The organism is Microbacterium sp. cf046, from assembly GCF_900114345.1.
Classification (GTDB): Bacteria; Actinomycetota; Actinomycetes; order Actinomycetales; family Microbacteriaceae; genus Microbacterium.
This window is the reverse complement of sequence record NZ_FOZJ01000003.1, coordinates 1,076,202-1,099,546: the sequence shown is the minus strand read 5'-3', so window position 1 is coordinate 1,099,546 and position 23,345 is coordinate 1,076,202. Positions and strand designations below refer to the sequence as shown.

Genomic DNA, 23,345 nt, shown 5'->3' with positions numbered 1-23,345 from the left:
CACACCCAGCCTACGGCACCTCCGGACACCCGATAGGCTGAGCCCAATGAGCACGCGCACCCCCGGCGAGGACGTCCCGATCCGCCGCCTCGATCGCATCCTGGCATTCATGTCGCTGGGTCTTCTGCTCCTGTCGATCGTGTGCTTCTTCGCGATCATGATCGGGTCGTCCGCAGGCGCGGACTTCAGCTCAGGAATCTGGCCGGTGATCGGATTGGTCGTCTACGTCGCACCGATCCTCGCCTTCGCCCTGCTGCTGACGGTGCTCATCATGACTTTCGTGCGGAGGGCGCGAGCCAACCGAGGGGGCTGAATGGTCTCCGACGAGCGGGCCCTCGCCATCCGGCTGGCGACGATCGACGACGACGCCCTGGCCCGCACGTTCGCCCAGCGTGGCGTGATCCCCTCCGCGAACTGGCACGACTTCTTCGACGCCGCCGCCGGGCTGCTCGATCCGGCATCCGTCGAGCGCGCCGTCGCGCGCCTGCCCCGGAGCGCACTCGTCTCGCTCGCGGCCGCGGTCGACGGCGCGCCGCTCGCCGCCGCCGACCTGGAGGTGCTCCAGCCCCTCGCCCTCGCGAACGACGACGCGGCACCGTACGGCGCGGTGTCCGCACGCGTGCGGGCCGTGGCGACGACCCGGCCCGACGCTTTCGAGGCGGAGACGACGAGCCCGCCGGTCGTTCCCGCCACGGACACCGACGCGGCCGCGGCCGCGGAGCGCGCGTTCACCACGGTGGGCGCCCTCGCGGATGTGCTGCTGGCCGGCCTGCACACCCCGCTCTCGCGGACCGGAACCGGAGCGGTCAGCGCGGTGGACAGGCGTCGCCTGACGGATGCCGGTGCCCTCGGATCCGCGGAGGACATCGACGACCTCGTCGCGGCGGCCGAGGCGGCGGACCTGGTGACCCCGCTCGGTCGCGAGTGGGTCGTGACCGACGCCGGGATGCAGTGGCTCGAAGCGACCACGACCCACCGATGGGCGATCGTCGCCGAGGGCCTGCGCGGCGCGCTGCCGCCGGGCCTGCGCACCGAGGACGGCGGGTTCCGCCCGCTGGCGAGCTGGCCGGACGCCTACCCGCTGCACACCGAATGGACCGACCGCGCGGCACGGCTGCAGCGCATCGCCGAGGCGTGGGGCCTGCTGACCCACGCGGGCACCGAGCCGGAGTGGACCGCATCGCTGCGGGCCGGAGGCGCCCCCGACACCGAGAAGCTCGCCGTCCACCTTCCGGCCGAGATCGACCGGGTCTACCTGCAGGCCGACCTCACAGCGATCGCGCCGGGGCCGCTGGCTCCGGCGCTCGATCTGCGCCTGCGCACGATCGCGACCCGCGAGTCCCGCGCGCAGGCATCCACGTACCGGTTCAGCACTGATTCGCTCGGCGGCGGCATGACCGAGGGCGAGACCGCGGATTCGATCCGCGAGTTCCTCCGCGGGATCTCGCTGACCGGCATCCCGCAGCCGCTGGACTACCTCGTCGAGAGCACGGCGGCGCGCCACGGTCTGATCCGGGTGCGCACGGATGACGGAACCGGCCGGACCCGGCTGGAGGCGACCGATCTTGCCCTGCGCGAGACCATCCTGGTCGATCAGGCGCTGCGCCCACTCGGATTCGTGCGGGACGGGCACGAGCTCACCTCCCGGGTCACGCGAGACGCGGTGTACTGGTCGCTCGCGGATGCGCGCTACCCCGTGGTCGCACTGGATGAGAGCGGCGCACCGGAGTCGCTGCATCGCCGCGCGAAGGCTGCGGATTCGACCGCGCACATCGAGCCCCGCGACACGTACGCCCGCCTGATCGCGGCGCTGCGCGCCGGGCACGAGACGGATGCCGATGCCGCCTGGCTCGGCCGCGAGCTCGAGCAGGCGGTGCGAAACAAGTCGGTGATCGTCGTCGTGGTGAAGATGCCCGACGGGTCGGAGCGGTCGCTCACCCTCGAGGCGTCAGGGCTCGGCGGCGGACGGCTGCGCGGGCGCGACAAGGCCGCCGACGTCGAGCGGACCCTCCCGGTCTCGAGCATCGTCGCCGTGTCTTGGGTCAATGCCCCGTAGGGGCGTCGAGGCGAGACGAGGCGAGGTCGAGCAGCCGCCGCAGGCGGCGCACCGAGACCTGCGCTGCCGATCCACGTGGTCCGCAGGCGACCAGAGCCGCGCACGACGCCCGGCCAGTAGGATTGACCCTTATGGCTGACGGTCCTCTCATCGTGCAGAGCGACCGGACTGTGCTGCTGGAAGTGGCGCACCCGGACGCGGAATCCGCGCGCCACGAACTCGCGATCTTCGCCGAGCTCGAGCGCGCGCCCGAGCACATCCACACGTATCGGATCACGCGCCTCGGACTGTGGAACGCGCGCGCCGCGGGCCATGACGCCGAAGACATGCTCGCGACGCTCGAGCGCTGGTCGCGGTTCCCGGTGCCGCCGTCGGTCTCGATCGACATCCGCGAGACGGTGGGCCGGTACGGACGGCTGACGATCGAGCGGAACGCAGAGGGCGAGCTGCTGCTGACCGCGACCGACGGCGCCGTGCTGACCGAGGTGTCGCGCAACAAGCGCATCCAGCCGCTGCTGATCGGGCATCCGTCGCCGGAGTCGTTCGTGATCGACGCGTGGGCGCGCGGTCACATCAAGCAGGAGCTGCTCAAGATCGGCTGGCCCGCGGAGGACCTCGCCGGCTACACGCCGGGGACGCCGCATCCGATCGAACTGGATGAGTCGGGATGGACGCTGCGCCCGTACCAGCGGCAGGCCGTGGACATCTTCACCGAGGGCGGGTCGGGAGTCGTGGTGCTCCCCTGCGGCGCCGGCAAGACGCTCGTCGGAGCCGCCGCCATGGCCGACACCAAGACGACGACCCTGATCCTGGTCACCAACACCGTCAGCGCCCGGCAGTGGCGTGACGAGCTGCTCAAGCGCACGTCGCTGACCGCCGAGGAGATCGGCGAGTACTCAGGGCAGATGAAGGAGATCAAGCCGGTCACGATCGCGACCTACCAGATCCTCACGGCCAAGCGCAGCGGTCAGTATGCGCACCTCGCGCTGCTCGACGCGCTCGACTGGGGCCTCATCGTCTACGACGAGGTGCACCTGCTGCCCGCGCCGGTCTTCAAGCTCACCGCGGACCTGCAGGCCCGCCGCCGGCTCGGACTGACCGCCACCCTCGTGCGGGAGGACGGCCGCGAGGGCGACGTGTTCAGCCTGATCGGGCCCAAGCGCTTCGACGCTCCGTGGAAGGAGATCGAGGCTCAGGGCTTCATCTCCCCCGCTGCCTGCTACGAAGTGCGGGTCGACCTCCCGGCCGGCGACCGCCTCGAATACGCCGCTGCCGCCGACGACGAGCGCTACCGCCTCGCCGCCACCGCGCACGCGAAGATCGGCGTCGTCCGCCAGCTCGTCGAGCGCCACGAGGGCGAGCGCATCCTGGTGATCGGGCAGTACCTCGACCAGATCGACATCCTCGCCGAGGCGCTGAACGCGCCCCAGATCACAGGCGCCACGCCGGTCGACGAGCGGGAGAAGCTGTATCAGGCCTTCCGCGTGGGCGAGATCTCGCTGCTCGTGGTCTCGAAGGTCGCGAACTTCTCCATCGATCTGCCCGAGGCATCCGTCGCGATCCAGGTGTCCGGATCGTTCGGCTCACGCCAGGAGGAGGCGCAGCGCCTCGGTCGCCTGCTGCGCCCGAAGGAGTCCGGTCACACCGCGAGCTTCTACACGCTCATCGCCCGCGACACCGTCGACCAGGACTTCGCACAGAACCGCCAGCGGTTCCTCGCCGAGCAGGGCTACAGCTACACGATCCTGGACGCCCACGCGATCGCAGCCTGAGCCTGGGCAGCGTGCTCCTTCAGCCCGCGAGGTCTCAGCCTGAGCGCCCGCCCCGAGCACAACTGCGGGGAGCGTCGGCGACACGCGGCTGATCACCACCGGGGCGCGGCGTGTCGGACACGATCCCCGCAGCTGTGCACGCCGTCGCTCAATCTCAGATCTCCACCCGGTCGATGCGCGGATCGGTCATCATGCGCCGAGCAGGCCCGCGAGCGGGATGGACGGATCGCGCAGGTCATCGACGTCGACGAGGCTTCCCGACCGGATCAGCGCCTGAACGGTCTTGTTCACGTCCCAGACGTTCACGTTCATGCCGCCGACGATGCGGCCGCCATCGACCCAGAACGCGACGAACTCGCGTGCGTCGCGATCACCGCGCACGATCAGGTCGGCGTCCGCCATGAGCGGCGCGTATCCGGACAGCTCCATCCCCAGGTCGAACTGATCGGTGTAGAAGTACGGGATGTCGGTGAACGAGACCCGCTGACCGAGCATTGCACGCGCCGCCACCCGCCCGGCATGCAGGGCGTTCGCCCAGTGCTCGCTGCGCAGGTGCCGCTGGATCACCGGGTGATAGGCGTTCGCGACGTCACCCGCCGCGTACACATCGGGAGCGCTGGTGCGCAGCGCGGAGTCGGTGAGGATGCCGTTGTCGATGCGCAGGCCCGCCCGCTCGGCGAGCGCCGTGTTCGGCGCCGCGCCGACCCCCATCAGCACGATGTCGGCAGGTACGGTCTCGCCGTCGACGACGACGCCGTCGGCGCTTGCCTTGCCGGTGATCCGCTCGACGCTCACCGAGGTGCGCAGATCGACTCCCTTCTCCACGTGCAGGGCCCGGAAGACCTCGCCCATCTCCGCGCCCACCGCGGCCGCGAGGGGGACGGGATCCCGTTCCAGCACGGTCACGTCATTGCCCAGCTCGCGAGCAGTCGCCCCCACCTCCATGCCGATCCAGCCCGAGCCGATGATGACCAGCCGCTTCCCGCCCTCCCGCAACTGGGCCGCGAGCTCGTCGGAGTCGTCGAGCCGGCGCAGCGTGCGGACCCCCGGCAGCTCGGCGCCCGCGATCGGCAGTGATCGGGGCGAGGAGCCGGTCGCCAGCAGAACCGAGTCGTACCGCAGGAGCCCGCCGTCGGCGAGGGTCACTGCGTGGTCGGCGGGGTCGAGCCCGACAGCCTCTGTCGACGTGCGGAGGTCGATGCCGTGATCGACGTACCATTCGCGGGGACGCAGGATGACCTTGTCCGAGCCTTCTTTCCCCGCGAGATAGCCCTTCGAGAGAGGTGGGCGCTGATACGGCGGATGCACCTCGTCGGCGATGATCGTGACGTCGCCGTCGTAGCCCTCGTCCCGCAGGGTCTTCGCGGCCGTTCCGGCGGCGAGCCCTCCGCCGATGATCACGATGTGCACGATTCGCTCCCTCGTCGCCCGATCCCGCGATTTCGCCTTTCGCCGGCTTCTGGCCCGACCATAGGTCCGTGCACATTCTTTTGTCAAGATTCGTGTTTTTAGATATGCTCACCACATGACCTCGCTCGCGCCCAACAGTCTGGACGCGCTGGCCGTGCTCGCAGAACCGTTGCGCCGCAGGCTCTACCGCGCCGTCGTCGAGGCCGGTGCGCCGCTCAGCAGAGATGACGCCGCCGCGGCGCTCGGCATCCCGCGCAGCACCGCGGCGATCCACCTCGATCGCCTCGCCGCGGCCGGCCTGCTCACCACCGAGAGCCGTCGCCGGTCCGGCCGGACGGGACCGGGCGCCGGGAGACCGACGAAGCTCTACAGCCCGGCATCCGGCGATCTGCTTGCCAGCTCGCCGGAGCGCCACTACGAACTGGCGGGCGAGCTCCTCGCCACGGCAGCCGAGCGCGCCGATCGTGAAGGAGTGCCGGTGCGTTCCGCCCTCGTAGCCGAGGCGCACCGGGCGGGCACGGCGATCGGCGCCGCGCATGCGCCCCTGGAGAGTGCGCTCGTCGCCTGCGGGTACGGTCCGCGCGATGACGGCACCGGCGGCATCATTCTCGACAACTGCCCTTTCCACGCGCTTGCCGAGCGGCACACGCAGCTCATCTGCTCCGCCAACGTCGAACTCGTCCGCGGCATGGCCGCAGCTTCGGGCGATGATCGCGAGGTCGCCCTCGAACCGCGGGCCGGTCATTGCTGCGTCGCCGTCCATCGGCGCGGCGATTGACGCCGCAGAGAGAGGATCAGGCAGGCTCCAGGAAGTCGGCGATGCGCCGCGCGACCTCTGCAGGATTGTCGTCCACGAGGAAGTGGGCGCCGTCGGGAACGAATTCGATGGTCGTGTGCGGCGCGTCCTCCGCGCGGATCGATATCGCATCCTGGTCCAGCAGCGCATCGTCCGCGCCGAACAGCACCAGCGTCGAGGTGTGCAGCACCCGGCCGCGATAGGTGCCTCTCATGATGTTCACGAAGCCCGGCAGAATGAGGCCCCGATAGAGCTTGGAGCCTGCCCGCGCCCGGGCGGGCTCACGCAGCGCGTCGACGTAGGCGGCGACATCCGTCCCGTTCATCGGCCGGCGCTCGAAGCCGCGGAGCAGCCAGCGCGCGAGGCGCTGCCTGCCTCTCGACAGCAGCGCCGGTCCGAGCCCAGGGGTCGCGATCGCCCACTGGAACCACAGGTGCGGCATCGCCTTCATCATCCCTGCCATGAGCGCGGGAGTCATGCGCAGGTATGGCGGAGGGACGGCGACCGCGACATACCTGCGGATGCGGTCGGGATGGTCCAGACACAGATCGAAGCCGACGAGGGCGCTCCAGTCGTGGGCGACGAGGTCGACGCGCTCGAGGCCCAGCGCATCCAGGAGCGCGATCACGTCGAGTGCGACCGTCTTGGCGTCGTATCCGGTGGACGGGGCATCGGTCTGCCCCGCGCCCCGAAGGTCCGGCGCGATCGCGTGCGAGCGGTCGGCGAGCGCCGCCATCACCGGCGCCCATTCCCGCGAACTCTGCGGAAACCCGTGGAGCAGCAGCAGCGGCGACCCGACGCCGGCCTCGGTCACGTGCATGCGCAGTCCGTTCGCGGTGACCGTGCGGGAACGGATGCCGGTGATCTCGGTCATGCTCGACAATCTACTACGTTTATAGTGCTGTGTCACTACATCTGCAGTACTCGAACGAGAATAGGGTCGGACCAATGAGAACCACACGCGAACGGGCCCTCGACGCCGCCGTAGACCTCGTCGGCAGTCAGGGCATCCGCGCGCTCACCCACACGCGTGTCGACGCGCGAGCGGGGCTCCCCCGCGGATCGACGTCGAATCACTTCCGCACCCGCGCCGCCCTGCTCGCCGGAGTCTCCACATGGATCGCCGAGCAGGAGATCCGCGATATCGGGGCAGCGGTCGCGCAGCCATTCGACGACCTCGAAGGCTTCATCGACATGTTCAGCGAGATGGTCGAGCTGCTGACCGGCCCGTACGCGGTCCGCACCCGCGCGCGCTACGCGCTGTTCCTCGAGGCGGCATCCGACCCCGATCTGTTCGCTCCGCTGCGCGCTCAGCGCGAGGGCATGTTCGCATGGTCGCGGAGTCTTCTCACCGCACTCGGTGCGCAGCATCCCGATACCGCGGCGCACGCGTTCATGGCGTTCGGCGACGGTATCGTCCTGCACCGCCTGAGCGTCGACCCGGACGCCCCCGTGCGGGCCAGTGTCGCCGTCGCGGTGCGGGGCTGCCTGCTGGCGTGACCGGTGCGCGAGGAGCACCCGACGAGACCTTGATCGGGGGCCGCTCCGGACGATATCCAGACAGCGCATGGGTTCGGTGGCCATACTGGACCCATGACCGCACCTCGCATCCTCGTCGTGGACGACGAGCCGAACATCCGCGACCTGCTCATCACGAGTCTCCGATTCGCCGGATTCCAGGTCCGAGCAGTCTCCAACGGGGCCCAGACGATCTCGGCCGTGCTCGAAGAGGAACCGGACCTGATCATCCTCGACGTCATGCTTCCGGACATGAACGGCTTCAGCGTGACGAAACGGCTCCGCGGCGCCGGCTACACCGCCCCGATCCTCTTCCTCACCGCGAAGGACGAGACCGAGGACAAGATCGCCGGCCTCAACGCCGGCGGCGACGACTACGTCACCAAGCCGTTCAGCCTCGACGAGATCGTCGCCCGCATCCAGGCGATCCTGCGGCGCACCATGCAGGCCGATGAGGAGTCGGTGATCCGTGCGGGCGAGCTCACGATGGATCAGGACACGCACGACGTCCTGGTCGGCGACGCGTCGATCGATCTCAGCCCCACCGAGTTCAAGCTCCTGCGCTACCTCATGCTCAACCCGAACCGGGTGCTGTCGAAGGCGCAGATCCTGGACCACGTCTGGGAGTACGACTTCAACGGCGACGCGGGCATCGTGGAGAGCTACATCTCGTACCTCCGCCGCAAGATCGATCCGCACTCCACCGAACCCCTCATCCAGACCAAGCGCGGCTTCGGCTACATGCTCAAAGCCGGCAAGACCGCCTGACGCGGTCCCTGACCCGAGGGGGCCGCCCTTCTGCACGAGAAGCGCCTGAAGAAGACGGACGCGGTCACCCGATGGTGGCGTGGCATCAGCCTGCGCGCGAAGGTCACCGGTGTGACGGTCGCCGTGCTCGCGATCGGACTGCTGGCCACGGGAGCCGGCGCCACCGTGTTCTTCCGCAACGCCCTGCTCGCCAATCTCGACAGCACGGTCGAGCAGGCGGTCACGACGGAGATCGCGACCGGGCTGTTCGACATCGAGATCTCGGGCGGCGTCCCGGCGGTCACCGAGAAGGCCGAGCCGTCCCGGACCGACTACCACGTCGCCCTGTACGGAGCCGAGACCCCCGGACTGCTGCTCATCAGCGGCGGCGGCGATGAGCCCGAACCGGACTTCCCCACCGAGTTCGCGCTGGAGAAGACCTACGTCGTCGGCACCGACCCGTTCACGATCGAGGATGCCGAGACCGGCGCGCAGTTCCGCGCGAGCGTCGCGCCGCTCGAGGTCAGCGGCACGCTGTTCACCCAGCTCGTCGCGCTGCCGACCGCGCCGGTGAATCGCGCGATCGGCACGTTCCTCGGCATCTACACGATCCTCTCCGTCATCGCCATCATCAGCGGGGCGCTGGTCACACGGTGGCTCGTGACCCTCACGTTCCGCAGCCTCGGCCAGGTGGAATCCACCGCGATGGAGATCGCGACCGGCGACTTCAGTCAGCGCATGACCGACATCGAACCGACCACCACTGAGGTGGGGCGGCTCAAGACCGCGATCAACGCGATGCTCGGCCGGGTGGACTTCGCGATCTCGCAGCGCGACGCATCCGTGCGGCAGATGCGCCGCTTCATCGGCGATGCGAGCCACGAGCTGCGGACCCCGCTGGTGACGGTCCGCGGATATGCCGAGCTGTACCGGATGGGCGCGATCTCCGGCGATGACGATGTCGCCCAGGCGATGGATCGCATCGAGAAGGAGGCGATGCGCATGGGCGTGCTCGTCGAGGACCTCCTCGCCCTCGCGCGCCTGGACGAGCGGCGCGACGTGATCGTGGTGCCCGTCGACCTCCGCCCGATCGCACGGGATGCCGCGCTCGATGTCCGCGCGACCTCGCCCCTGCGACCGGTCACGGTGTTCGACACCACGATCGAGGCCGTTCCGCTCTCGGAGCCCGCCGCCGAGCCGCAGCCCGAACCCGCCGCCAACCCACGACGCCGCGGATCGCCCCCGACGTCGGCGATCGCGCGTGCCGGCGGTGGCGCGCTCTCGCTCCTGCGTCGCAGGCCCCGTCCCGTGCCGGCGACCGAGGCGACCGGAAATGGAGAGCTGCCGCCGGTCGCGCCCGTCGCCCCGGCCGCGGTGGGCGGTTCGATTCCCCCGATCGTCCTGGGCGATGAGAACCGCATCCGGCAGGTCGTCGCGAACCTCCTCGGAAACGCGCGTCGCTTCACCTCGGAGGACTCGCCCATCGACCTGCGGATCGGTGTGGACGCGGCTGCGGGAATGGGCTGGATCGAGGTCGCCGACCATGGTGACGGAATCCCCGAGCAGATCCGCGACAAGATCTTCCAGCGGTTCTGGCGTGCCGACACCTCGCGAGCGCGTGAGACGGGCGGCACCGGGCTCGGACTGTCGATCGTCGCCTCGATCGTCGAGGCCCTGCACGGCTCCGTGTCGGTCGATGAGACGCCCGGCGGCGGTGCCACCTTCCGCGTCGCCATCCCGCTCGCCCATGAGCGCGAGGCATCGGAGCACCTCATGATCGAGACGCAGCCACTCGAGCGCCTGCAGCTGCCGCAGGACTGACCGTCCGCTCCTCCCCAGTGCGGCGTGCGGACGTCAGCGCCCACAGCACGGTTCGGCGGCGATGGACGCCTGCCCGCGCACTCCTAGCGTGGGTCTCCCACCCCATCGATCAAGGAGCTCCCATGGCCGTCTTCTCCGTCGACAGCGACGCCGTCCTGACCACCACGGCCGCCGTGCGCGGCACGATCGATCGCCTTCAGGGCGAGACGCAGGCGATGCTGACCCAGCTCACCCAGCTGCAGGCCAGCTGGACGGGCAGCGCCGCCGTCGCGTTCCAGACCGTCGTCGATCAGTGGCGCGCCACGCAGCGGCAGGTCGAGGACTCGCTCGCCGGCATCAACACCGCGCTCGCGGCGGCCGGCCGGCAGTACGCCGACGCCGAGCAGGCGACGGTGAGCCTGTTCCGCTGAGGCGACGCGTCCGGTCCCGAGACGCAGAAGAGCCCCTCCCGGAGGAGGGGCTCTTCTGTGTGAAGGACGGGGTCTAGATGCGGCGCTGGCGCCTACTCGACCTTGACCCGCCCCGCGTCAACGCTGCTTCGCAGCCTTGATCCGGGTCGCGTCAGAAGTCCATGCCACCGGTCGGGTCGCCGGCCGGAGCGGCTGCACGCTCGGGCTTGTCGGCCACGACGGCCTCGGTCGTCAGGAACAGCGCGGCGATCGACGCGGCGTTCTGCAGAGCCGAGCGGGTGACCTTCGCGGGGTCGATGATGCCCTGTGCGAAGAGGTCGCCGTACTCGCCGGTCGCGGCGTTGAGGCCGTGACCTGCGGGCAGCTCCGCGACCTTGTTCGCGACGACACCGGGCTCGAGACCGGCGTTCAGCGCGATCTGCTTGAGCGGAGCCTCGATCGCGACACGCACGATGTTCGCACCGGTCGCCTCGTCGCCCTTGAGGTCGAGGGCCGCGAACGCGACCTTGCCGGCCTGGATGAGCGCGACGCCACCACCGGGGACGATGCCCTCCTCGACGGCTGCCTTCGCGTTGCGGACGGCGTCCTCGATGCGGTGCTTGCGCTCCTTGAGCTCGACCTCGGTCGCCGCACCCGCCTTGATGACGGCGACGCCGCCGGCGAGCTTGGCAAGACGCTCCTGGAGCTTCTCGCGGTCGTAGTCGCTGTCGGTGTTGTCGATCTCGCGGCGGATCTGGGTCACGCGACCCTCGATCTGCGCGGGGTCGCCGGCGCCCTCGATGATCGTGGTCTCATCCTTGGTGATGATGACCTTGCGGGCACGACCGAGGAGGTCGAGCGTCGCGTTCTCGAGCTTGAGGCCGACCTCTTCGGTGACGACCTGGCCACCCGTGAGGATCGCGATGTCCTGCAGCTGCGCCTTGCGACGGTCGCCGAAGCCGGGAGCCTTGACGGCAGCCGACTTGAAGATGCCGCGGATCTTGTTGAGCACGAGAGTCGCAAGTGCCTCGCCCTCGACGTCCTCGGCGATGATGACGAGCTCCTTGCCGTCCTGGATCACCTTGTCGACGATCGGCAGAAGGTCCTTAATGTTCGAAATCTTCTGGTTCGCGATCAGGATGTACGCGTCCTCGAACACGGCCTCCTGGCGCTCCGGGTCGGTGACGAAGTAAGGGTTGATGAAGCCCTTGTCGAAGCGCATGCCCTCCGTGAGCTCGAGCTCCGTGCCGAAGGTCTGCGACTCCTCGACGGTGACGACACCCTCCTTGCCGACCTTGTCGATCGCCTCGGCGATCAGGTCGCCGATGGTGGTGTCGGCGGCGGAGATGGACGCCGTCGCGGCGATCTGCTCCTTCGACTCGACGGGCTTCGCGGAAGCGAGCAGCTCGTCGGAGATGGCCTGGACGGCCTTCTCGATGCCGCGCTTGAGCGAGATGGGGTCAGCGCCGGCCGCGACGTTGCGCAGGCCTTCGCGGACGAGTGCCTGGGCCAGCACGGTTGCGGTGGTGGTTCCGTCACCCGCGACGTCGTCGGTCTTCTTGGCGACCTCCTTGACGAGCTCCGCGCCGATCTTCTCGAAGGGGTCCTCGAGCTCGATCTCCTTGGCGATCGACACACCATCGTTCGTGATGGTGGGGGCGCCCCACTTCTTCTCAAGAACGACGTTGCGACCGCGGGGGCCCAGTGTCACCTTGACGGCGTCGGCCAGGATGTTGAGGCCGCGCTCGAGACCACGACGGGCCTCCTCGTCGAAAGCGATGATCTTAGCCATGTGTTTTTCGTCCCTCCCGGACGTCTGCGATGTCTTAGCACTCAGATGAGTCGAGTGCTAATCCATTCTGGCACTCGACCCCATCGAGTGCAAGCCGTGGAGGGATGCCGCGACGCGCTGCGTCATGCAACACCGAAACCCCGCCTCGCGAAGAGACGGGGTCGGAACGGAACGTGGCTGCGGCTGCGGGTCAGACCACGCGGACGGACTCGGCCTGCGGGCCCTTCTGTCCGGTGCCGACGGTGAACTCGACCGTCTGCCCCTCCTCGAGCACGCGGAATCCGCTCATGTCGATGTTCGAGTAGTGGACGAAGACGTCCTGCCCGTCTGCGACGGTGATGAAACCGAAGCCCTTCTCGGCGTTGAACCACTTCACGGTGCCCTGGGTCATTTGAATCTCCTGTAGTGCGGGGAACAGGGCCATCGTAAGCACGCGCGGCGCGCCGGATTCGTCCAGGAGCCAACTGTTGACACGCGTGCATCGAAGTGTTTACCGGGCGGAAACACGCGCGGCCGCGGATCAGGGCGCGGGGGTCTCGGTCGGCGGGTTGGCGGTGCGGTCCAGGCCGATCACGATCGTCAGCTGCTTCGCCTCGGGATTGTCGACCGGCTGGTACACATCGCTCTGCTCGAGCTTGGCGCCTCCGATGACCTGGGCAAGGCCGGCAGCTGCCGCTTCATCCGCCGGCAGGTAGTAGTAGATCGTCGTCTCGGGGAAGTCCGTCGAGCCGGCCTCGCTGGCCAGGACGGTGTCCTCGGCCCAGCCGGCGGCGACCACGACGTCCTTCATCTGCGTCGCGAGCCCCTGCTCCGGCGTGGCGTTGAGCACCAGCACCTCGTATGTCGGGTCGACGACCGGTGTCACGATCGGCAGCGGAGTCGCCGTGGGCGTCGGCGTCGGGAAGAGCACGACGCGCCCTGTGACCAGCAGCGTGCCGAAGATGCCCAGTGCGACCAGGACGATGGTCGCAAGGACCGCCCACAGCAGCACCACCCATCCGCGCATTCGGGGGTTCTCGGCACGGTGGGCGCCGACCCGGCCCGCATCCGCGGGAAGGTCGTCGAAGCGATCCCGCGGGAAGGTCGTTCTCGGCACTCCACGATGGTACCCGTATGCGGCAGTGCCCCTGTCAGCACGGCGCGCGGCTGTGGGGTGAGCCCGGGGGTCCTAGCGCGGCGCGCCGGATGCGCGCGCGAGACGCGCCTGCTGGCGCGCGTCACGGATACGGCGCAGACGCTTGACGAGCATCGGATCGTGGGCCTGGGCGTCGGTCGTGTCGATCAGGCGACCGAGCAGCTGGTAGTACCGCGCCGGCGACATGCCGAGATCTGCGCGGATCGCCTGTTCCTTCGCACCCGCGTGACGACGCCATTCCGCCTCGAATCCGAGGATGGCGCGGTCGCGGTCACTGAGGGGCACGGATTCACGTTAACGCCGCTCGCGCGCACCCCCGGCGCGCCACTCCACGAATGCGCCGAGTGGGTCGACCGCGGCCAGCGGAACCCGGTCGCGCCCGAGCACGAACCCGCCCCACGAGGCACTGTCGACGGGCGGGTCCCACTCGTCGTGCAGGCCCGGCGGATCGATCGAGACCCACACGGCATCCATTCCGGCGAGGATCCGGAACAGCCTCTCTCGGCCTGCGCGCGCAATGTGCGGCAGCACACCCGGAGTCGTGATGACGAGGGTCGCGTCCGCCGGTGCGCGCGCGGCGAGCCGTTCGAGCACCCCCTCCTCGGTCGCATCCCCGCGGACGAGGAGCGGCGGGTCGGCGGCGGCGATGTCGAGCGCGGCATCGATCCGCGCCGCCCGCCCACGCTCCCCCGGCCATACGAGACTCAGGAGGACGCGCCGATCGTCGAGGTCTGCGACCTCGAGCGGATGCAGATCGATGCCGGCGCGCCAGACGATCTCCGGCATCCGCAGCGGCGGGTCGCCGCTGACGTCCGCATGGAGCACGACGGCCGAAACGCCGTCGACGGGGTCGAGGTCGGGGCCGCCGCCGTAGCGATACGAGTACCGGTCCGGATAGAGGCAGAGCCCGGCGCTCGCGCCGATCTCGAGGAGTGCGAGGGGGCCGGCGATGTCGCTGAGGGCGGGGAGCAGGGCGGCGCACCGCAGCGGCTCGTTGGTCTGCAGGCTTCGTCGCGAGCACTCGTCGACGACGCGATCCGCGTGCGCGAGCACCCAGGCGGCCCACTCGGAATACGAACGCTCCGGCGCTCCGAGCATGCGTGTCACCGCGAAGACGAGCGGCGGCTGACGGTGCGTCGCCGGGATGCGGCCCAGCAGTGCCGAGATCTCCGCATCCGACTCGACGCCCGCCGCCCACTGCGCGTACAGGGCGGACCGCCCGGGGGCCTCTTCGCGGGCGAACCGGCCGTATCGCTCCGAGACGTCGGCGGCGGCATCCATCGCTCCATTCTCGCGGTCGATGCCCAGACCCGGACGACCGGCGCACGCGCGGGTGGGGTTGAATGGACTGTTGAGGAGGACGACATGACCTACAGCGTGGACAAGACCGACGAGCAGTGGCGTGCGGAACTCGGACCCGAGCAGTACCAGGTGCTTCGCGAGGCGGCCACCGAGCGTCCGTGGACCGGCGAGCTGCTCGATGAGAGCCGGGCCGGACTGTACACATGCGCGGCGTGCGGATCCGAGCTGTTCAAGAGCGGCACCAAGTTCGACTCGCACTGCGGCTGGCCGAGCTTCTATGAGTCGGTGCGCCCCGAGGCCGTCGAGTTGATCGAGGATCGCACGCTCGGGATGCTGCGAACCGAGGTCCGCTGCGCCACGTGCGGCTCGCACCTCGGCCACGTGTTCCCGGACGGCGTGGGCACCCCCACCGGCGACCGGTACTGCATGAACTCGATCGCCCTCGAGTTCCACCCCGAAGACGGCGCGTGACCAGCGCACTCGAGGCCGTCCGCGTTCGGCGCTCGTGGTCGAAGGTGACGGATGCCGCCCCTTCGCGCGCCGAGATCCTGCACCTCGTCTCTGCAGCGGGCCGCGTCGCCGACCACTCCTCGCTTCGGCCGTGGCGGCTCATCGAGCTGCGCGGGAAGGACCGCGAGCGCCTCGGGCGCGCGATCAACAAGGCCAACGGCGACGACGGCATCTCGTCCAAGCCGATGCGCGCGCCCCTGCTGATCGCGGTGGTGGTCAGCTACCGCAAGAGCAAGGTGCCCGCGTGGGAGCAGGAGGCGGTCGCGTCCGGTGTGGCGCACATGCTCAGCCTGCTGTTGGATGAGGCGGGCTGGGGCGTGTTCTGGCGCACCGGCGACTACACGCGCAGCAAGGTCGTCGCCAAGGCGCACGGGCTCGGCAAGGACGAGAAGCTGCTCGGCTGGCTCTACGTCGGCGGCAAGCCGCCGCGGGCGCGCCAGGGCCGACGCAAGGCGGTCGATGCACGCCGCCACGTCTCGCGGATGCCGGCCAAGAAGCTGAAGGACCTCTAGCGCCGGAGCCGCCGCCACGGCACGGTTGCGACGACGACCGACAGCAGGGCGACGAGGACCATCGCGAGCTCCTGGGCGATCCCCGGGCTCGCCGGTGCCGGCCACAGCGCGTCCAGCGCGAACGACATGCCGAGCTGGCCCACCACGGCGCCGAGGCCCAGCAGCAGCACGCCTGTGTGCGCCACGAGCGCGGCCGACATGAAGATGTACACCACCCCGATCGCGCCGCCGGTGTACAGCCAGGGGTCCGGCGGGAACGCCGCGGGCGATCCGACGAACGCCACGTGCACGACCGCGGCGACCGCCAGGATGATCGTGCCTCCCACGAAGTTGACCAGCGTGGCGGTCAGGGGCGTGCCGACGCGCTGGCGCAGCCGGCCGTTCGTCGCCTGCTGCCACGCGATGCCGATTCCGGTCAGCAGCGGGAGGGCGAGCATCCACAGCGGAATGCCGGTCAAGCCGTCGCCGGTCAGCGCGATGCCGACCGCCACGAGGGCGAGCACGCCGCCGAGCAGCCGCGGGAGGGTGACGGCGACGACACCCGCGGGTCCGTAGCCGAGTCGATCGAGCACGAGACCGCACAGCGCCTGACCCGCGACCACGCCGACGGTGAAGAGCGAGACGCCGATGATCGCCACCGCGATGCCCTGCGTCGCGACCGTGAGCGCGCCGGCTGCGCCGCCGGCCAGCATCCACCACGGGATGCCGCGCGAGCGCACGCCGGCGACGAGCGCAGCGTATCCGCGCCGGCCGGCCGGGACGGCTGCCGACAGCACGATCAGGATCACCAGGCCCGAGCCGAACGACACGACGGCCGCAACCAGCCCGTCGTCCAGCCGCGCGCCCAGCTGACCGTTGATTCGCGCCTGCAGAGCGGTGAACACGCCGACCAGCACCGCGCCGCCGAGGGCGATCCAGGCGGGCATGCGGGCGCGGGTCACTCCCCCATCATGCCGGGAGCGTCCCCACCCGCGGTTACCCTGAAGTGTGGCCGTTTCCGCGCGCACGCGCACTCTCCTGACCTGGCTGCCGGCGACGGTGCTGGTGGTCGCGATCGGGCTCGTCGTGCTCGCCACGTTCGCGGTGCAGGGCTCGTGGTGGGCTGAGGAGAACCCGGCCGCATCCACGGACCAGAAGGCGACCGACGGGTCGAGCATGCTCACCGATGCCGGCTTCGACTACGTCAACGTCGAGGGCATCCTGCGCGTGCGGATCGGCGAGGGCGCGCTTCCCGCCGAGAAGCTCGGGATGGCGGCGGATGCCGAGAAGTCCGCGGAGTTCCGCAGACCCGTCCGCGCAGTCGTCGCCGGCCAGGACGACGTGTACGTCGTCGATGACGTCGCCGCGCTCACGGCCGTGACGCAGGACGGCGAACTCGCTTCGGTGACCGTCGCACTCGACGGCACGGGAACGTGGGCGGATGCCGTCAAGCGGGTGACCGCGCTCGCGCCGACGTACGGCTGGGATCAGGCTCAGATCGACGCCCTCGACGAGGAGCTCGCGGACTTCAACCGGGACGGCACCGGAGACGGCTTCACGGCGACGGTCGGCCCGTCTGAGGGCGGTGCGACGGTCACCGCGACCCTGTACTTCGACCGGGGCAGCGGCTCGACGCCCGTCTCGCTCACGTTCGAGCCGGGCAACTGACGACAGTCAGCATTCGGGTTCCCTCGGCGGCGCCGTCGGAGGAGCGTGCTCGGGGACGACGTGAGCGGCGATCAGCCGGAAGAGGGCGTCGGCGGTGTTGTCGTAGATGCCGTTGCAGTCGAACGCCTCGGGTTCGAACGTGTTCGCGACCGCGATCGAGATCTCCTGCGCTGGCAGGTATGCCTCGGCGGCGCTGTACCCGCTCAACAGCGGGTTCTGCAGTATCCACTCCCCTGACCGGACTACGCCCAAGCCGTAGTTGTAGGCGTCCACCTGCGTGAAGCACGACGGCTCGCAGGCGGGGAGCTTCTCGCCGAAGCCGATGAGCTTCGAGTCGGTCATCGCGTGGAAGCTCTCGTCGCTCAGCAGCTCGCCGGTGCCGATCGCGACCGCGGTCGACGCCATGTCTGAGATCGTCGTGGTCTGCGCGAGCCCGATCGGGGTACCCCACGCGGGGTTCCAGAAGCTCGACTCTTCGGTGAACGCAGCGCCGGCAGGCACGCCCAGCGCCTGCCGGCGCTCGGAGCTGAACGCGTGCAGCACGGGTTCGGGGATGAACGACGTGGTGTACGCCGCGGTCTCGGTGAGCCCCATCGGCGTGAGCACCTTGTCCTGGATCTGCTCGTCGAGCGGGCGGCCGGCCACCTTCTCGAGGATGTGGCCGAGGATCATGAAATTGGTGTGCGCGTAGCTCCAGTTCGTGCCCGGCTCGAACTGCAACGGCGTCGAGAACGCGTAGTCGATGCGCTCCTCGTAAGTGAACAGGTGGAACGGGTCGGCGTTGTATGCCGCCAACCAGTCGGCGTTCTGCTCGAAATCGGGGTAGCCGGTGGTCTGGTTGGTGAGCATGAGCAGAGTCACCTTGTCGGACTCGGGCAGTTCCGGCACCCACTCGTCGATCGTGTCGTCGAGCGAGAGCGTGCCGTCGTCGACGTACTGCAGCAGCAGATTGCTGATGTACGAGAAAGCGACCGCACCGTTGCGGAAGTGCATATCGGCGGTGGCCGGAACCTCCGTCATCGATTCGCCGAACGCCTCACTGATGACCGTCTCATCGCCGATCCGCACCTCGACCAGCACCGCCTTCAGATGCATGTCCTCCATCGCCGACTCGACCACCGATGCGATCCCGGCGGCCATCTCCGTACGGGGCGCGTCGTTGTCGGCGGAGTTCGCAGTCGCGGTGGTGGCGGGCGTCGGCTCCCCCGTCGGCGCCGTGCACCCCACCAGGGCGGCGACCAGCAGCAGCGGCAGCATTGCCGCACGAATAGAGCGAGGCATCGCGATCTCCCAGATCGGCGGGTGACTGAAAGCTACAACCTCGACGGCCGGATGTCACTGGGCATGCCGGGGGCATGGTCGGCTGCGTGCATCTTGGTCCAGTTAGGACGAGGAATACCGGTCAGCCGAGCTTCGTGGAGCCGACTACGGGACTTGAACCCGTAACCCCCTAATTACAAGTTAGGTGCGCTACCAATTGCGCCAAGTCGGCAGGGCTCCGAGTCTACCGAAGCCGTGCGCGCAGCATCCGCTACGGGGTGGGGGTCGCGCTCGGCGACGGGGTCGCCGTCGGCGTCGGGGTGCTGTAGTACGCGTCGCTCGCACTGGTCAGCACGAACTGCGCGAACTCCTTGGGGTCATCGAGCGCGCCGACATACGGGATGCCGTTCACGAGCACCATCGGCGTGCCGGTGAGGGCCACGTCTTCGGTGTCGGGGAGACCCTGCAGCGCACGTTCGGTCGCCGACTTCGCCCACGAGGCGAACGCCTGCTTCTCGATGCACGAGCGCACGACCTTAGGTGAATCGGCTCCCGACGCGACGGCCATGTCGGCCAGCTCCACGTCGGTGTAGCCGTCCGAGTCGACGGTCGGCTGCTGGGCCAGCAGCGCGTTGTTGTAGGCGAAGAAGGTCTCGGGCGAGTGCGTCGCCACGCAGGCCGCGGCGCTCGCGGCGCGCAGCGAGTACTTCGTTCCGTTGGACTTCGCGGTCAGCATCGCAACCGGGTAGTACGTGAGGGTCGCGGCGTCCTCGCTGACCCACTTGGAGAGCTGCTGCACGTTCGCGAGCTGGAAGTCGTGGGAGCCGGTCGAGAGGTAGTCGACGTAGACGCGGATGTCGACCACGGGCTGCTCGGTCGCACCCGGTGTCGGCGTCGCCGTGGGCGTAGGCGTAGGCGTCGCGGTCTCAGTCGGGACCGCGTCCAGCGACTGCACTGCTTCGTCATCGACCGTGCCCGACTCGTCGGGCGAGCCGACGCCGGTGACCGTGGTCACGACGAAGCCGTCGTCGGTGACGTTCGACGGGTTCAGCAGCGGCTGGGAGGCGACGGACGTGACCGTCCACGTGACAACGAGAGCGGCGATCGCGACGATGGCGACGACACCCGCGGCGATCGAGGCCGTCCGGATGCGGCGCGCTCGCGACTGCTGCGCCTGAACCTGCTGCGCCTTCTCGCGGACCGCATGACGGCGGTCCCGCTCAGCGGGCACATTAGGGGACTCGTCGCTCGACATGGGACCTCTCGGGGCGGATTGCGGGCCGGTGGCCCTGCACGGCCGCACGGGAGGCGACCGAGGACGATGCTAGCCAGGCAGGCTGGGAAATACCCAGACGGCGCCTGCGCGCGGCCCGTGTCATACTTGGGGAGCGCCCGACGAAGGGCGTGCGGTTCGCCCCGCAAATTCCATCACTACGGATCGTCCGGCACGTACCTGCCGGTGAAGGAGAAGAATCAATGGCGTCAGTCACGTTCGACAACGCAACGCGCTTGTACCCCGGGGGCACTCGTGCCGCGGTCGACAAGCTCAACCTCGAGGTCGGAGACGGGGAATTCCTCGTTCTCGTCGGACCCTCCGGCTGTGGCAAGTCCACGTCCCTGCGAATGCTGGCCGGCCTCGAAGAGGTCAACTCCGGCCGCATCCTCATCGGCGACCGCGACGTCACCGACGTCCCGCCGAAGGACCGCGACATCGCGATGGTGTTCCAGAACTACGCGCTGTACCCGCACATGACCGTCGCCGAGAACATGGGCTTCGCTCTGAAGATCGCCGGTGTCGGCAAGGACGAGCGCGCGGCGCGCGTGCTCGAGGCCGCGAAGCTCCTCGACCTCGAGGACTACCTCACCCGCAAGCCCAAGGCACTCTCGGGTGGCCAGCGTCAGCGCGTCGCGATGGGTCGCGCCATCGTCCGCCAGCCCCAGGTGTTCCTCATGGACGAGCCGCTGTCGAACCTCGACGCGAAGCTGCGCGTGCAGACGCGTACGCAGATCGCATCGCTGCAGCGCCGACTCGGCGTCACGACCGTCTACGTCACGCACGACCAGACCGAGGCGCTCACCATGGGCGACCGGATCGCCGTGCTGAAGGACGGTCTCCTGCAGCAGGTCGGCACCCCGCGCGACCTCTACGAGCGCCCGAACAACGTGTTCGTCGCCGGCTTCATCGGCTCGCCGGCCATGAACCTGTTCCCGGCGGACCTCGCCGAGGGCGGCGTGCAGTTCGGCTCCGAGGTCGTCGCGCTCGACCGCGACACGGTCGGCCGCGCGCACGGCAGCCAGGTCACTGTCGGCGTCCGTCCCGAGGACATCGTCGTCGGCCCGGCCGATGGCAAGGGCCTCTCGGTCGTCGTGGACCTCGTCGAGGAGCTCGGCGCTGACGGCTACCTGTACGGCCACACCGACATCGCCGGCAAGCGCACCGACATCGTCGCGCGCGTCGACGGTCGCCGTCACCCGAACGCGGGTGACACGGTCACGCTCGCCGCGACGGCCGGTCACGTCCACGCGTTCGACGTCGAGTCCGGCGAGCGCCTCAACGACGCTCCGGTGATCTCGGGCAGCTAATATCGCGACCGCGGCGCGGAGGGTCATCGACCCCCGCGCCGCGGTTTCTCTTTTCCGCGCCGCACCGGGGAGCCAGATGCCAGACGCGCTCAGCATCACCGCGAGTTCGGTGGATCCCGGCCTGCTGTCGCTGCCGTGGTCGACGCCGCTGGGCGAGTGGCCCAGCAGCACGATCGTGTTCCTGCCGAAGGGGCTTTCCCGCCACCTGGTGCGGTTCGCGAATCTCTCCGGCCGGGTCGTCGCCATCAAGGAGACGACCGAGGAGATGGCCCGCCGCGAGTACGACATGCTCGGCAACCTGGACCGCCTCGATGCGCCGTGCGTGGATCGTGTCGCCGTGATCGCGGGACGGACGGATGCCGACGGCAGGCCGCTGCCGGCCGCGCTGGTGACCGCCCACCTGAAGTTCTCCCTGCCCTACCGGGCCCTGTTCACGCAGGTGCTCCGGCCCGACACCGCCAATCGCCTCGTCGACGCGCTCGCGGTGCTGCTCGTGCGCCTGCACAACGTGGGGTTCTTCTGGGGCGACGTGTCGCTGTCGAACACGCTGTTCCGCCGCGATGCCGGCGCCTTCGCGGCGTACCTCGTGGACGCCGAGACCGGCGAGCTGCATGAGAGCGGCCTGACCGCCGGTCAGCGGGCTCACGACCTGGACGTCGCGCGCACGAACATCGCGGGCGAGATCATGGACCTCGAGGCCGGCGGCCGCCTGGAAGGCGGGGTCGATGCGATCGCGATCGCGGACGGCATCATGTCGTCGTACCGGTCGCTGTGGACCGCGCTGACCGACCAGGAGACGTTCGCCGCCAACGAGTCCTGGCGTATCACCGAGCGGGTGCAGAGACTGAACGACCTCGGGTTCGACATCGGTGAGATGTCGATCCAGGCGACGATCGACGGCACGAAGGTCTCGATCGAGCCGAAGGTGGTGGATGCCGGGCATCATACGCGGCGGCTGCTGCGACTGACCGGACTCGATGTCGAGGAGAACCAGGCGCGGCGCCTGCTCAACGACCTCGACGAGTTCCGGGCGCGCATCTCACGCCTCGGCGACGACGAGGACATGGTCGCTCACGAGTGGCTCACCCGCGTGTTCGAACCGGTGATCAAGTCGATCCCGTTCGACCTGCGTGCCAAGCTCGAGCCCGCCGAGGTGTTCCACCAGGTGCTCGAGCACCGCTGGTACATGTCGCAGGCCCGCGGCCGGTCCGTGCCGCTCGCCGAGGCGATCTCCAGCTACATCGACGACGTGCTGCGGCACCGCCGCGATGAGGCGACGCTGATGGGGCCGGTCACCGAGACGATGGCGCTCCCGGTGATCACGGCCGACATCCCGGTGCAGGACGACGACGCGGACAGCGTCGACTGGCGGGATCTGGTCTAGTACCCGACGGTGAAGCGCTCGCGCGAGTGCTTCGGCTCTTCGATCTCGTCGACCACCGCGACCGCGAGGTCCGGGCCCGAGATGTACGACTCACCGTCGGCATCCGTCACGATGACGTCGCCGCCGTCGCGGTAGGTGCCGGTGCGCTCCCCCGGGTTCCAGACGCCGAAGCCGCCGGCCGGGTGGATGTAGAACCAGTCGCGCGCGGCATCCGTCGCCCGCAGGTCATCCAGGATGCCGATCGCCTCGAGCGCCTCGGGCTTGTACTCGTCGGTGAACGTGTCGAGGTCGACCACGCGCGGGCCGCCCTCAGCGGCGAGGCTTCCGCCCGCGCCGCCGATCACGCCGATGCGGACGCTCGTCGGCAGGTCTGCGACGAGCTCAGCCACGCCCGGACGCACGTTTCCGACCATGTCGCCCCGTGCGGGAACGGTGGAGACGACGACGTCGACGCCTTCGAGCTCGGTCGCGAGGCTGGGGGAATCCAGCAGTGTCCCCTCGATGTAGGTGGCGCCTTCGACACGCTCCGCGGGCACGGATCTGGCCACCGACACGACCGTGTGACCGCGACTCACCGCCTCGGCGACGATGTTGCGGCCGGCGTAGCCGGTTCCTCCGATGACGGCGATGCGTGCCATGTTGTTTCCTTTCGACGGGGTCGTCGGTTGCAAGGGCGAGACGCGGTGTTTCATTCCCGAGAATGAAACACCG

General features: G+C 69.4%; 24 protein-coding genes and 1 tRNA gene. 13 read left to right on the top strand and 12 right to left on the bottom strand.

Features of this window, described 5'->3' with window-relative positions; translation table 11 throughout:
• Nucleotides 1-46 precede the first annotated feature (46 nt).
• From BM349_RS17555 to BM349_RS17545, 3 genes are all read left to right on the top strand, one after another.
• Entirely contained in the window at nucleotides 47-313 is a 267-nt protein-coding gene (locus BM349_RS17555) for a multidrug ABC transporter ATPase (protein ID WP_091708844.1), read from the top strand.
• Nucleotides 314-2,056, top strand: coding sequence for a helicase-associated domain-containing protein (locus BM349_RS17550; RefSeq protein WP_091708842.1), 1,743 nt, complete (start codon nucleotides 314-316; stop codon nucleotides 2,054-2,056). It begins immediately after the preceding gene.
• A gap of 131 nt (nucleotides 2,057-2,187) precedes the next feature.
• On the top strand, nucleotides 2,188-3,828 hold the full coding sequence (locus tag BM349_RS17545; protein WP_091708840.1) for a DNA repair helicase XPB: 1,641 nt from the start codon (nucleotides 2,188-2,190) through the stop codon (nucleotides 3,826-3,828).
• A gap of 189 nt (nucleotides 3,829-4,017) precedes the next feature.
• On the opposite strand, the gene BM349_RS17540 is transcribed toward BM349_RS17545, so the two are convergent.
• Nucleotides 4,018-5,238, bottom strand: a complete 1,221-nt coding sequence (locus BM349_RS17540) for an NAD(P)/FAD-dependent oxidoreductase (protein WP_368086686.1) — start codon at nucleotides 5,236-5,238, stop codon at nucleotides 4,018-4,020.
• 115 nt (nucleotides 5,239-5,353) lie between these two features.
• Between BM349_RS17540 and BM349_RS17535 the strand changes: the two genes are divergently transcribed.
• Nucleotides 5,354-6,016, top strand: a complete 663-nt coding sequence (locus BM349_RS17535; protein WP_091708837.1) for a helix-turn-helix transcriptional regulator — start codon at nucleotides 5,354-5,356, stop codon at nucleotides 6,014-6,016.
• Between the two features lie 16 nt (nucleotides 6,017-6,032).
• Here the strand turns inward: BM349_RS17535 and BM349_RS17530 are convergent, their stop codons facing one another.
• On the bottom strand, nucleotides 6,033-6,908 hold the full coding sequence (locus BM349_RS17530; RefSeq protein ID WP_091708835.1) for an alpha/beta fold hydrolase: 876 nt from the start codon (nucleotides 6,906-6,908) through the stop codon (nucleotides 6,033-6,035).
• A gap of 74 nt (nucleotides 6,909-6,982) precedes the next feature.
• On the opposite strand from BM349_RS17530, the gene BM349_RS17525 reads away from it, so the two are divergent.
• The 4 genes from BM349_RS17525 (at nucleotide 6,983) to BM349_RS17510 (ending at nucleotide 10,530) form a co-directional block, all read left to right on the top strand.
• Nucleotides 6,983-7,534 carry a TetR/AcrR family transcriptional regulator gene (locus tag BM349_RS17525; RefSeq protein ID WP_091708833.1) on the top strand — a complete coding sequence of 184 codons (552 nt, stop codon included), beginning with the start codon at nucleotides 6,983-6,985 and terminating at the stop codon, nucleotides 7,532-7,534.
• A gap of 93 nt (nucleotides 7,535-7,627) precedes the next feature.
• Complete coding sequence (locus BM349_RS17520) at nucleotides 7,628-8,320, top strand: response regulator transcription factor (protein WP_091708831.1); 693 nt, start codon at nucleotides 7,628-7,630, stop codon at nucleotides 8,318-8,320.
• A 111-nt stretch (nucleotides 8,321-8,431) separates the two neighbouring features.
• Nucleotides 8,432-10,120: a sensor histidine kinase gene (locus BM349_RS17515; RefSeq protein ID WP_091708829.1), complete on the top strand. Its 1,689-nt coding sequence runs from the start codon at nucleotides 8,432-8,434 to the stop codon at nucleotides 10,118-10,120.
• Nucleotides 10,121-10,242: 122 nt separating this feature from the next.
• A complete protein-coding gene (locus BM349_RS17510; protein WP_091708826.1) occupies nucleotides 10,243-10,530 on the top strand; it encodes a WXG100 family type VII secretion target in 288 nt (95 codons plus the stop codon).
• A 151-nt stretch (nucleotides 10,531-10,681) separates the two neighbouring features.
• Here BM349_RS17510 and groL read toward each other — a convergent pair whose 3' ends face one another.
• The 5 genes from groL to BM349_RS17485 form a co-directional block, all read right to left on the bottom strand.
• Nucleotides 10,682-12,301 carry a chaperonin GroEL gene (gene groL / locus BM349_RS17505; protein ID WP_091708824.1) on the bottom strand — a complete coding sequence of 540 codons (1,620 nt, stop codon included), beginning with the start codon at nucleotides 12,299-12,301 and terminating at the stop codon, nucleotides 10,682-10,684.
• Nucleotides 12,302-12,491: 190 nt separating this feature from the next.
• Entirely contained in the window at nucleotides 12,492-12,692 is a 201-nt protein-coding gene (locus BM349_RS17500; protein ID WP_091708821.1) for a cold-shock protein, read from the bottom strand.
• A 129-nt stretch (nucleotides 12,693-12,821) separates the two neighbouring features.
• On the bottom strand, nucleotides 12,822-13,397 hold the full coding sequence (locus BM349_RS17495; RefSeq protein WP_091708819.1) for a LytR C-terminal domain-containing protein: 576 nt from the start codon (nucleotides 13,395-13,397) through the stop codon (nucleotides 12,822-12,824).
• Nucleotides 13,398-13,469: 72 nt separating this feature from the next.
• Complete coding sequence (locus BM349_RS17490; protein WP_091708816.1) at nucleotides 13,470-13,721, bottom strand: DUF3263 domain-containing protein; 252 nt, start codon at nucleotides 13,719-13,721, stop codon at nucleotides 13,470-13,472.
• A 9-nt stretch (nucleotides 13,722-13,730) separates the two neighbouring features.
• Nucleotides 13,731-14,717, bottom strand: coding sequence for a DUF2332 domain-containing protein (locus tag BM349_RS17485; RefSeq protein ID WP_091708814.1), 987 nt, complete (start codon nucleotides 14,715-14,717; stop codon nucleotides 13,731-13,733).
• An 84-nt stretch (nucleotides 14,718-14,801) separates the two neighbouring features.
• On the opposite strand from BM349_RS17485, the gene msrB reads away from it, so the two are divergent.
• Both msrB and BM349_RS17475 read left to right on the top strand, forming a co-directional pair.
• Nucleotides 14,802-15,209 (top strand): peptide-methionine (R)-S-oxide reductase MsrB, encoded by a 408-nt coding sequence (gene msrB / locus BM349_RS17480; protein ID WP_091708812.1) that lies wholly within the window; start codon nucleotides 14,802-14,804, stop codon nucleotides 15,207-15,209.
• Nucleotides 15,206-15,760 (top strand): nitroreductase family protein, encoded by a 555-nt coding sequence (locus BM349_RS17475; RefSeq protein WP_091708810.1) that lies wholly within the window; start codon nucleotides 15,206-15,208, stop codon nucleotides 15,758-15,760. Before msrB ends, BM349_RS17475 begins: the two co-directional genes overlap by 4 nt.
• On the opposite strand, the gene BM349_RS17470 is transcribed toward BM349_RS17475, so the two are convergent.
• Entirely contained in the window at nucleotides 15,757-16,686 is a 930-nt protein-coding gene (locus BM349_RS17470; protein ID WP_091709482.1) for a DMT family transporter, read from the bottom strand. The genes BM349_RS17475 and BM349_RS17470 overlap by 4 nt on opposite strands.
• Before the next feature lie 61 nt (nucleotides 16,687-16,747).
• Here BM349_RS17470 and BM349_RS17465 point away from each other — a divergent pair, with 61 nt between their 5' ends.
• On the top strand, nucleotides 16,748-17,407 hold the full coding sequence (locus BM349_RS17465; RefSeq protein WP_091708808.1) for a hypothetical protein: 660 nt from the start codon (nucleotides 16,748-16,750) through the stop codon (nucleotides 17,405-17,407).
• Between the two features lie 6 nt (nucleotides 17,408-17,413).
• Here BM349_RS17465 and BM349_RS17460 read toward each other — a convergent pair whose 3' ends face one another.
• The 3 genes from BM349_RS17460 to BM349_RS17450 all read right to left on the bottom strand — a co-directional run bounded on the left by BM349_RS17460 (nucleotide 17,414) and on the right by BM349_RS17450 (nucleotide 19,922).
• Nucleotides 17,414-18,688, bottom strand: a complete 1,275-nt coding sequence (locus tag BM349_RS17460; protein WP_091708805.1) for a serine hydrolase domain-containing protein — start codon at nucleotides 18,686-18,688, stop codon at nucleotides 17,414-17,416.
• Nucleotides 18,689-18,823: 135 nt separating this feature from the next.
• Nucleotides 18,824-18,899: transfer RNA gene (locus tag BM349_RS17455), tRNA-Thr, on the bottom strand.
• Between the two features lie 39 nt (nucleotides 18,900-18,938).
• Nucleotides 18,939-19,922 carry a DsbA family protein gene (locus BM349_RS17450; protein WP_091708802.1) on the bottom strand — a complete coding sequence of 328 codons (984 nt, stop codon included), beginning with the start codon at nucleotides 19,920-19,922 and terminating at the stop codon, nucleotides 18,939-18,941.
• A gap of 221 nt (nucleotides 19,923-20,143) precedes the next feature.
• Here BM349_RS17450 and BM349_RS17445 point away from each other — a divergent pair, with 221 nt between their 5' ends.
• Complete coding sequence (locus tag BM349_RS17445; RefSeq protein ID WP_091708800.1) at nucleotides 20,144-21,250, top strand: ABC transporter ATP-binding protein; 1,107 nt, start codon at nucleotides 20,144-20,146, stop codon at nucleotides 21,248-21,250.
• A 76-nt stretch (nucleotides 21,251-21,326) separates the two neighbouring features.
• Entirely contained in the window at nucleotides 21,327-22,634 is a 1,308-nt protein-coding gene (locus BM349_RS17440; RefSeq protein WP_091708798.1) for a DUF4032 domain-containing protein, read from the top strand.
• On the opposite strand, the gene BM349_RS17435 is transcribed toward BM349_RS17440, so the two are convergent.
• Nucleotides 22,631-23,272 carry an NAD(P)-dependent oxidoreductase gene (locus BM349_RS17435; protein WP_091708796.1) on the bottom strand — a complete coding sequence of 214 codons (642 nt, stop codon included), beginning with the start codon at nucleotides 23,270-23,272 and terminating at the stop codon, nucleotides 22,631-22,633. The genes BM349_RS17440 and BM349_RS17435 overlap by 4 nt on opposite strands.
• Nucleotides 23,273-23,345 lie beyond the last annotated feature (73 nt).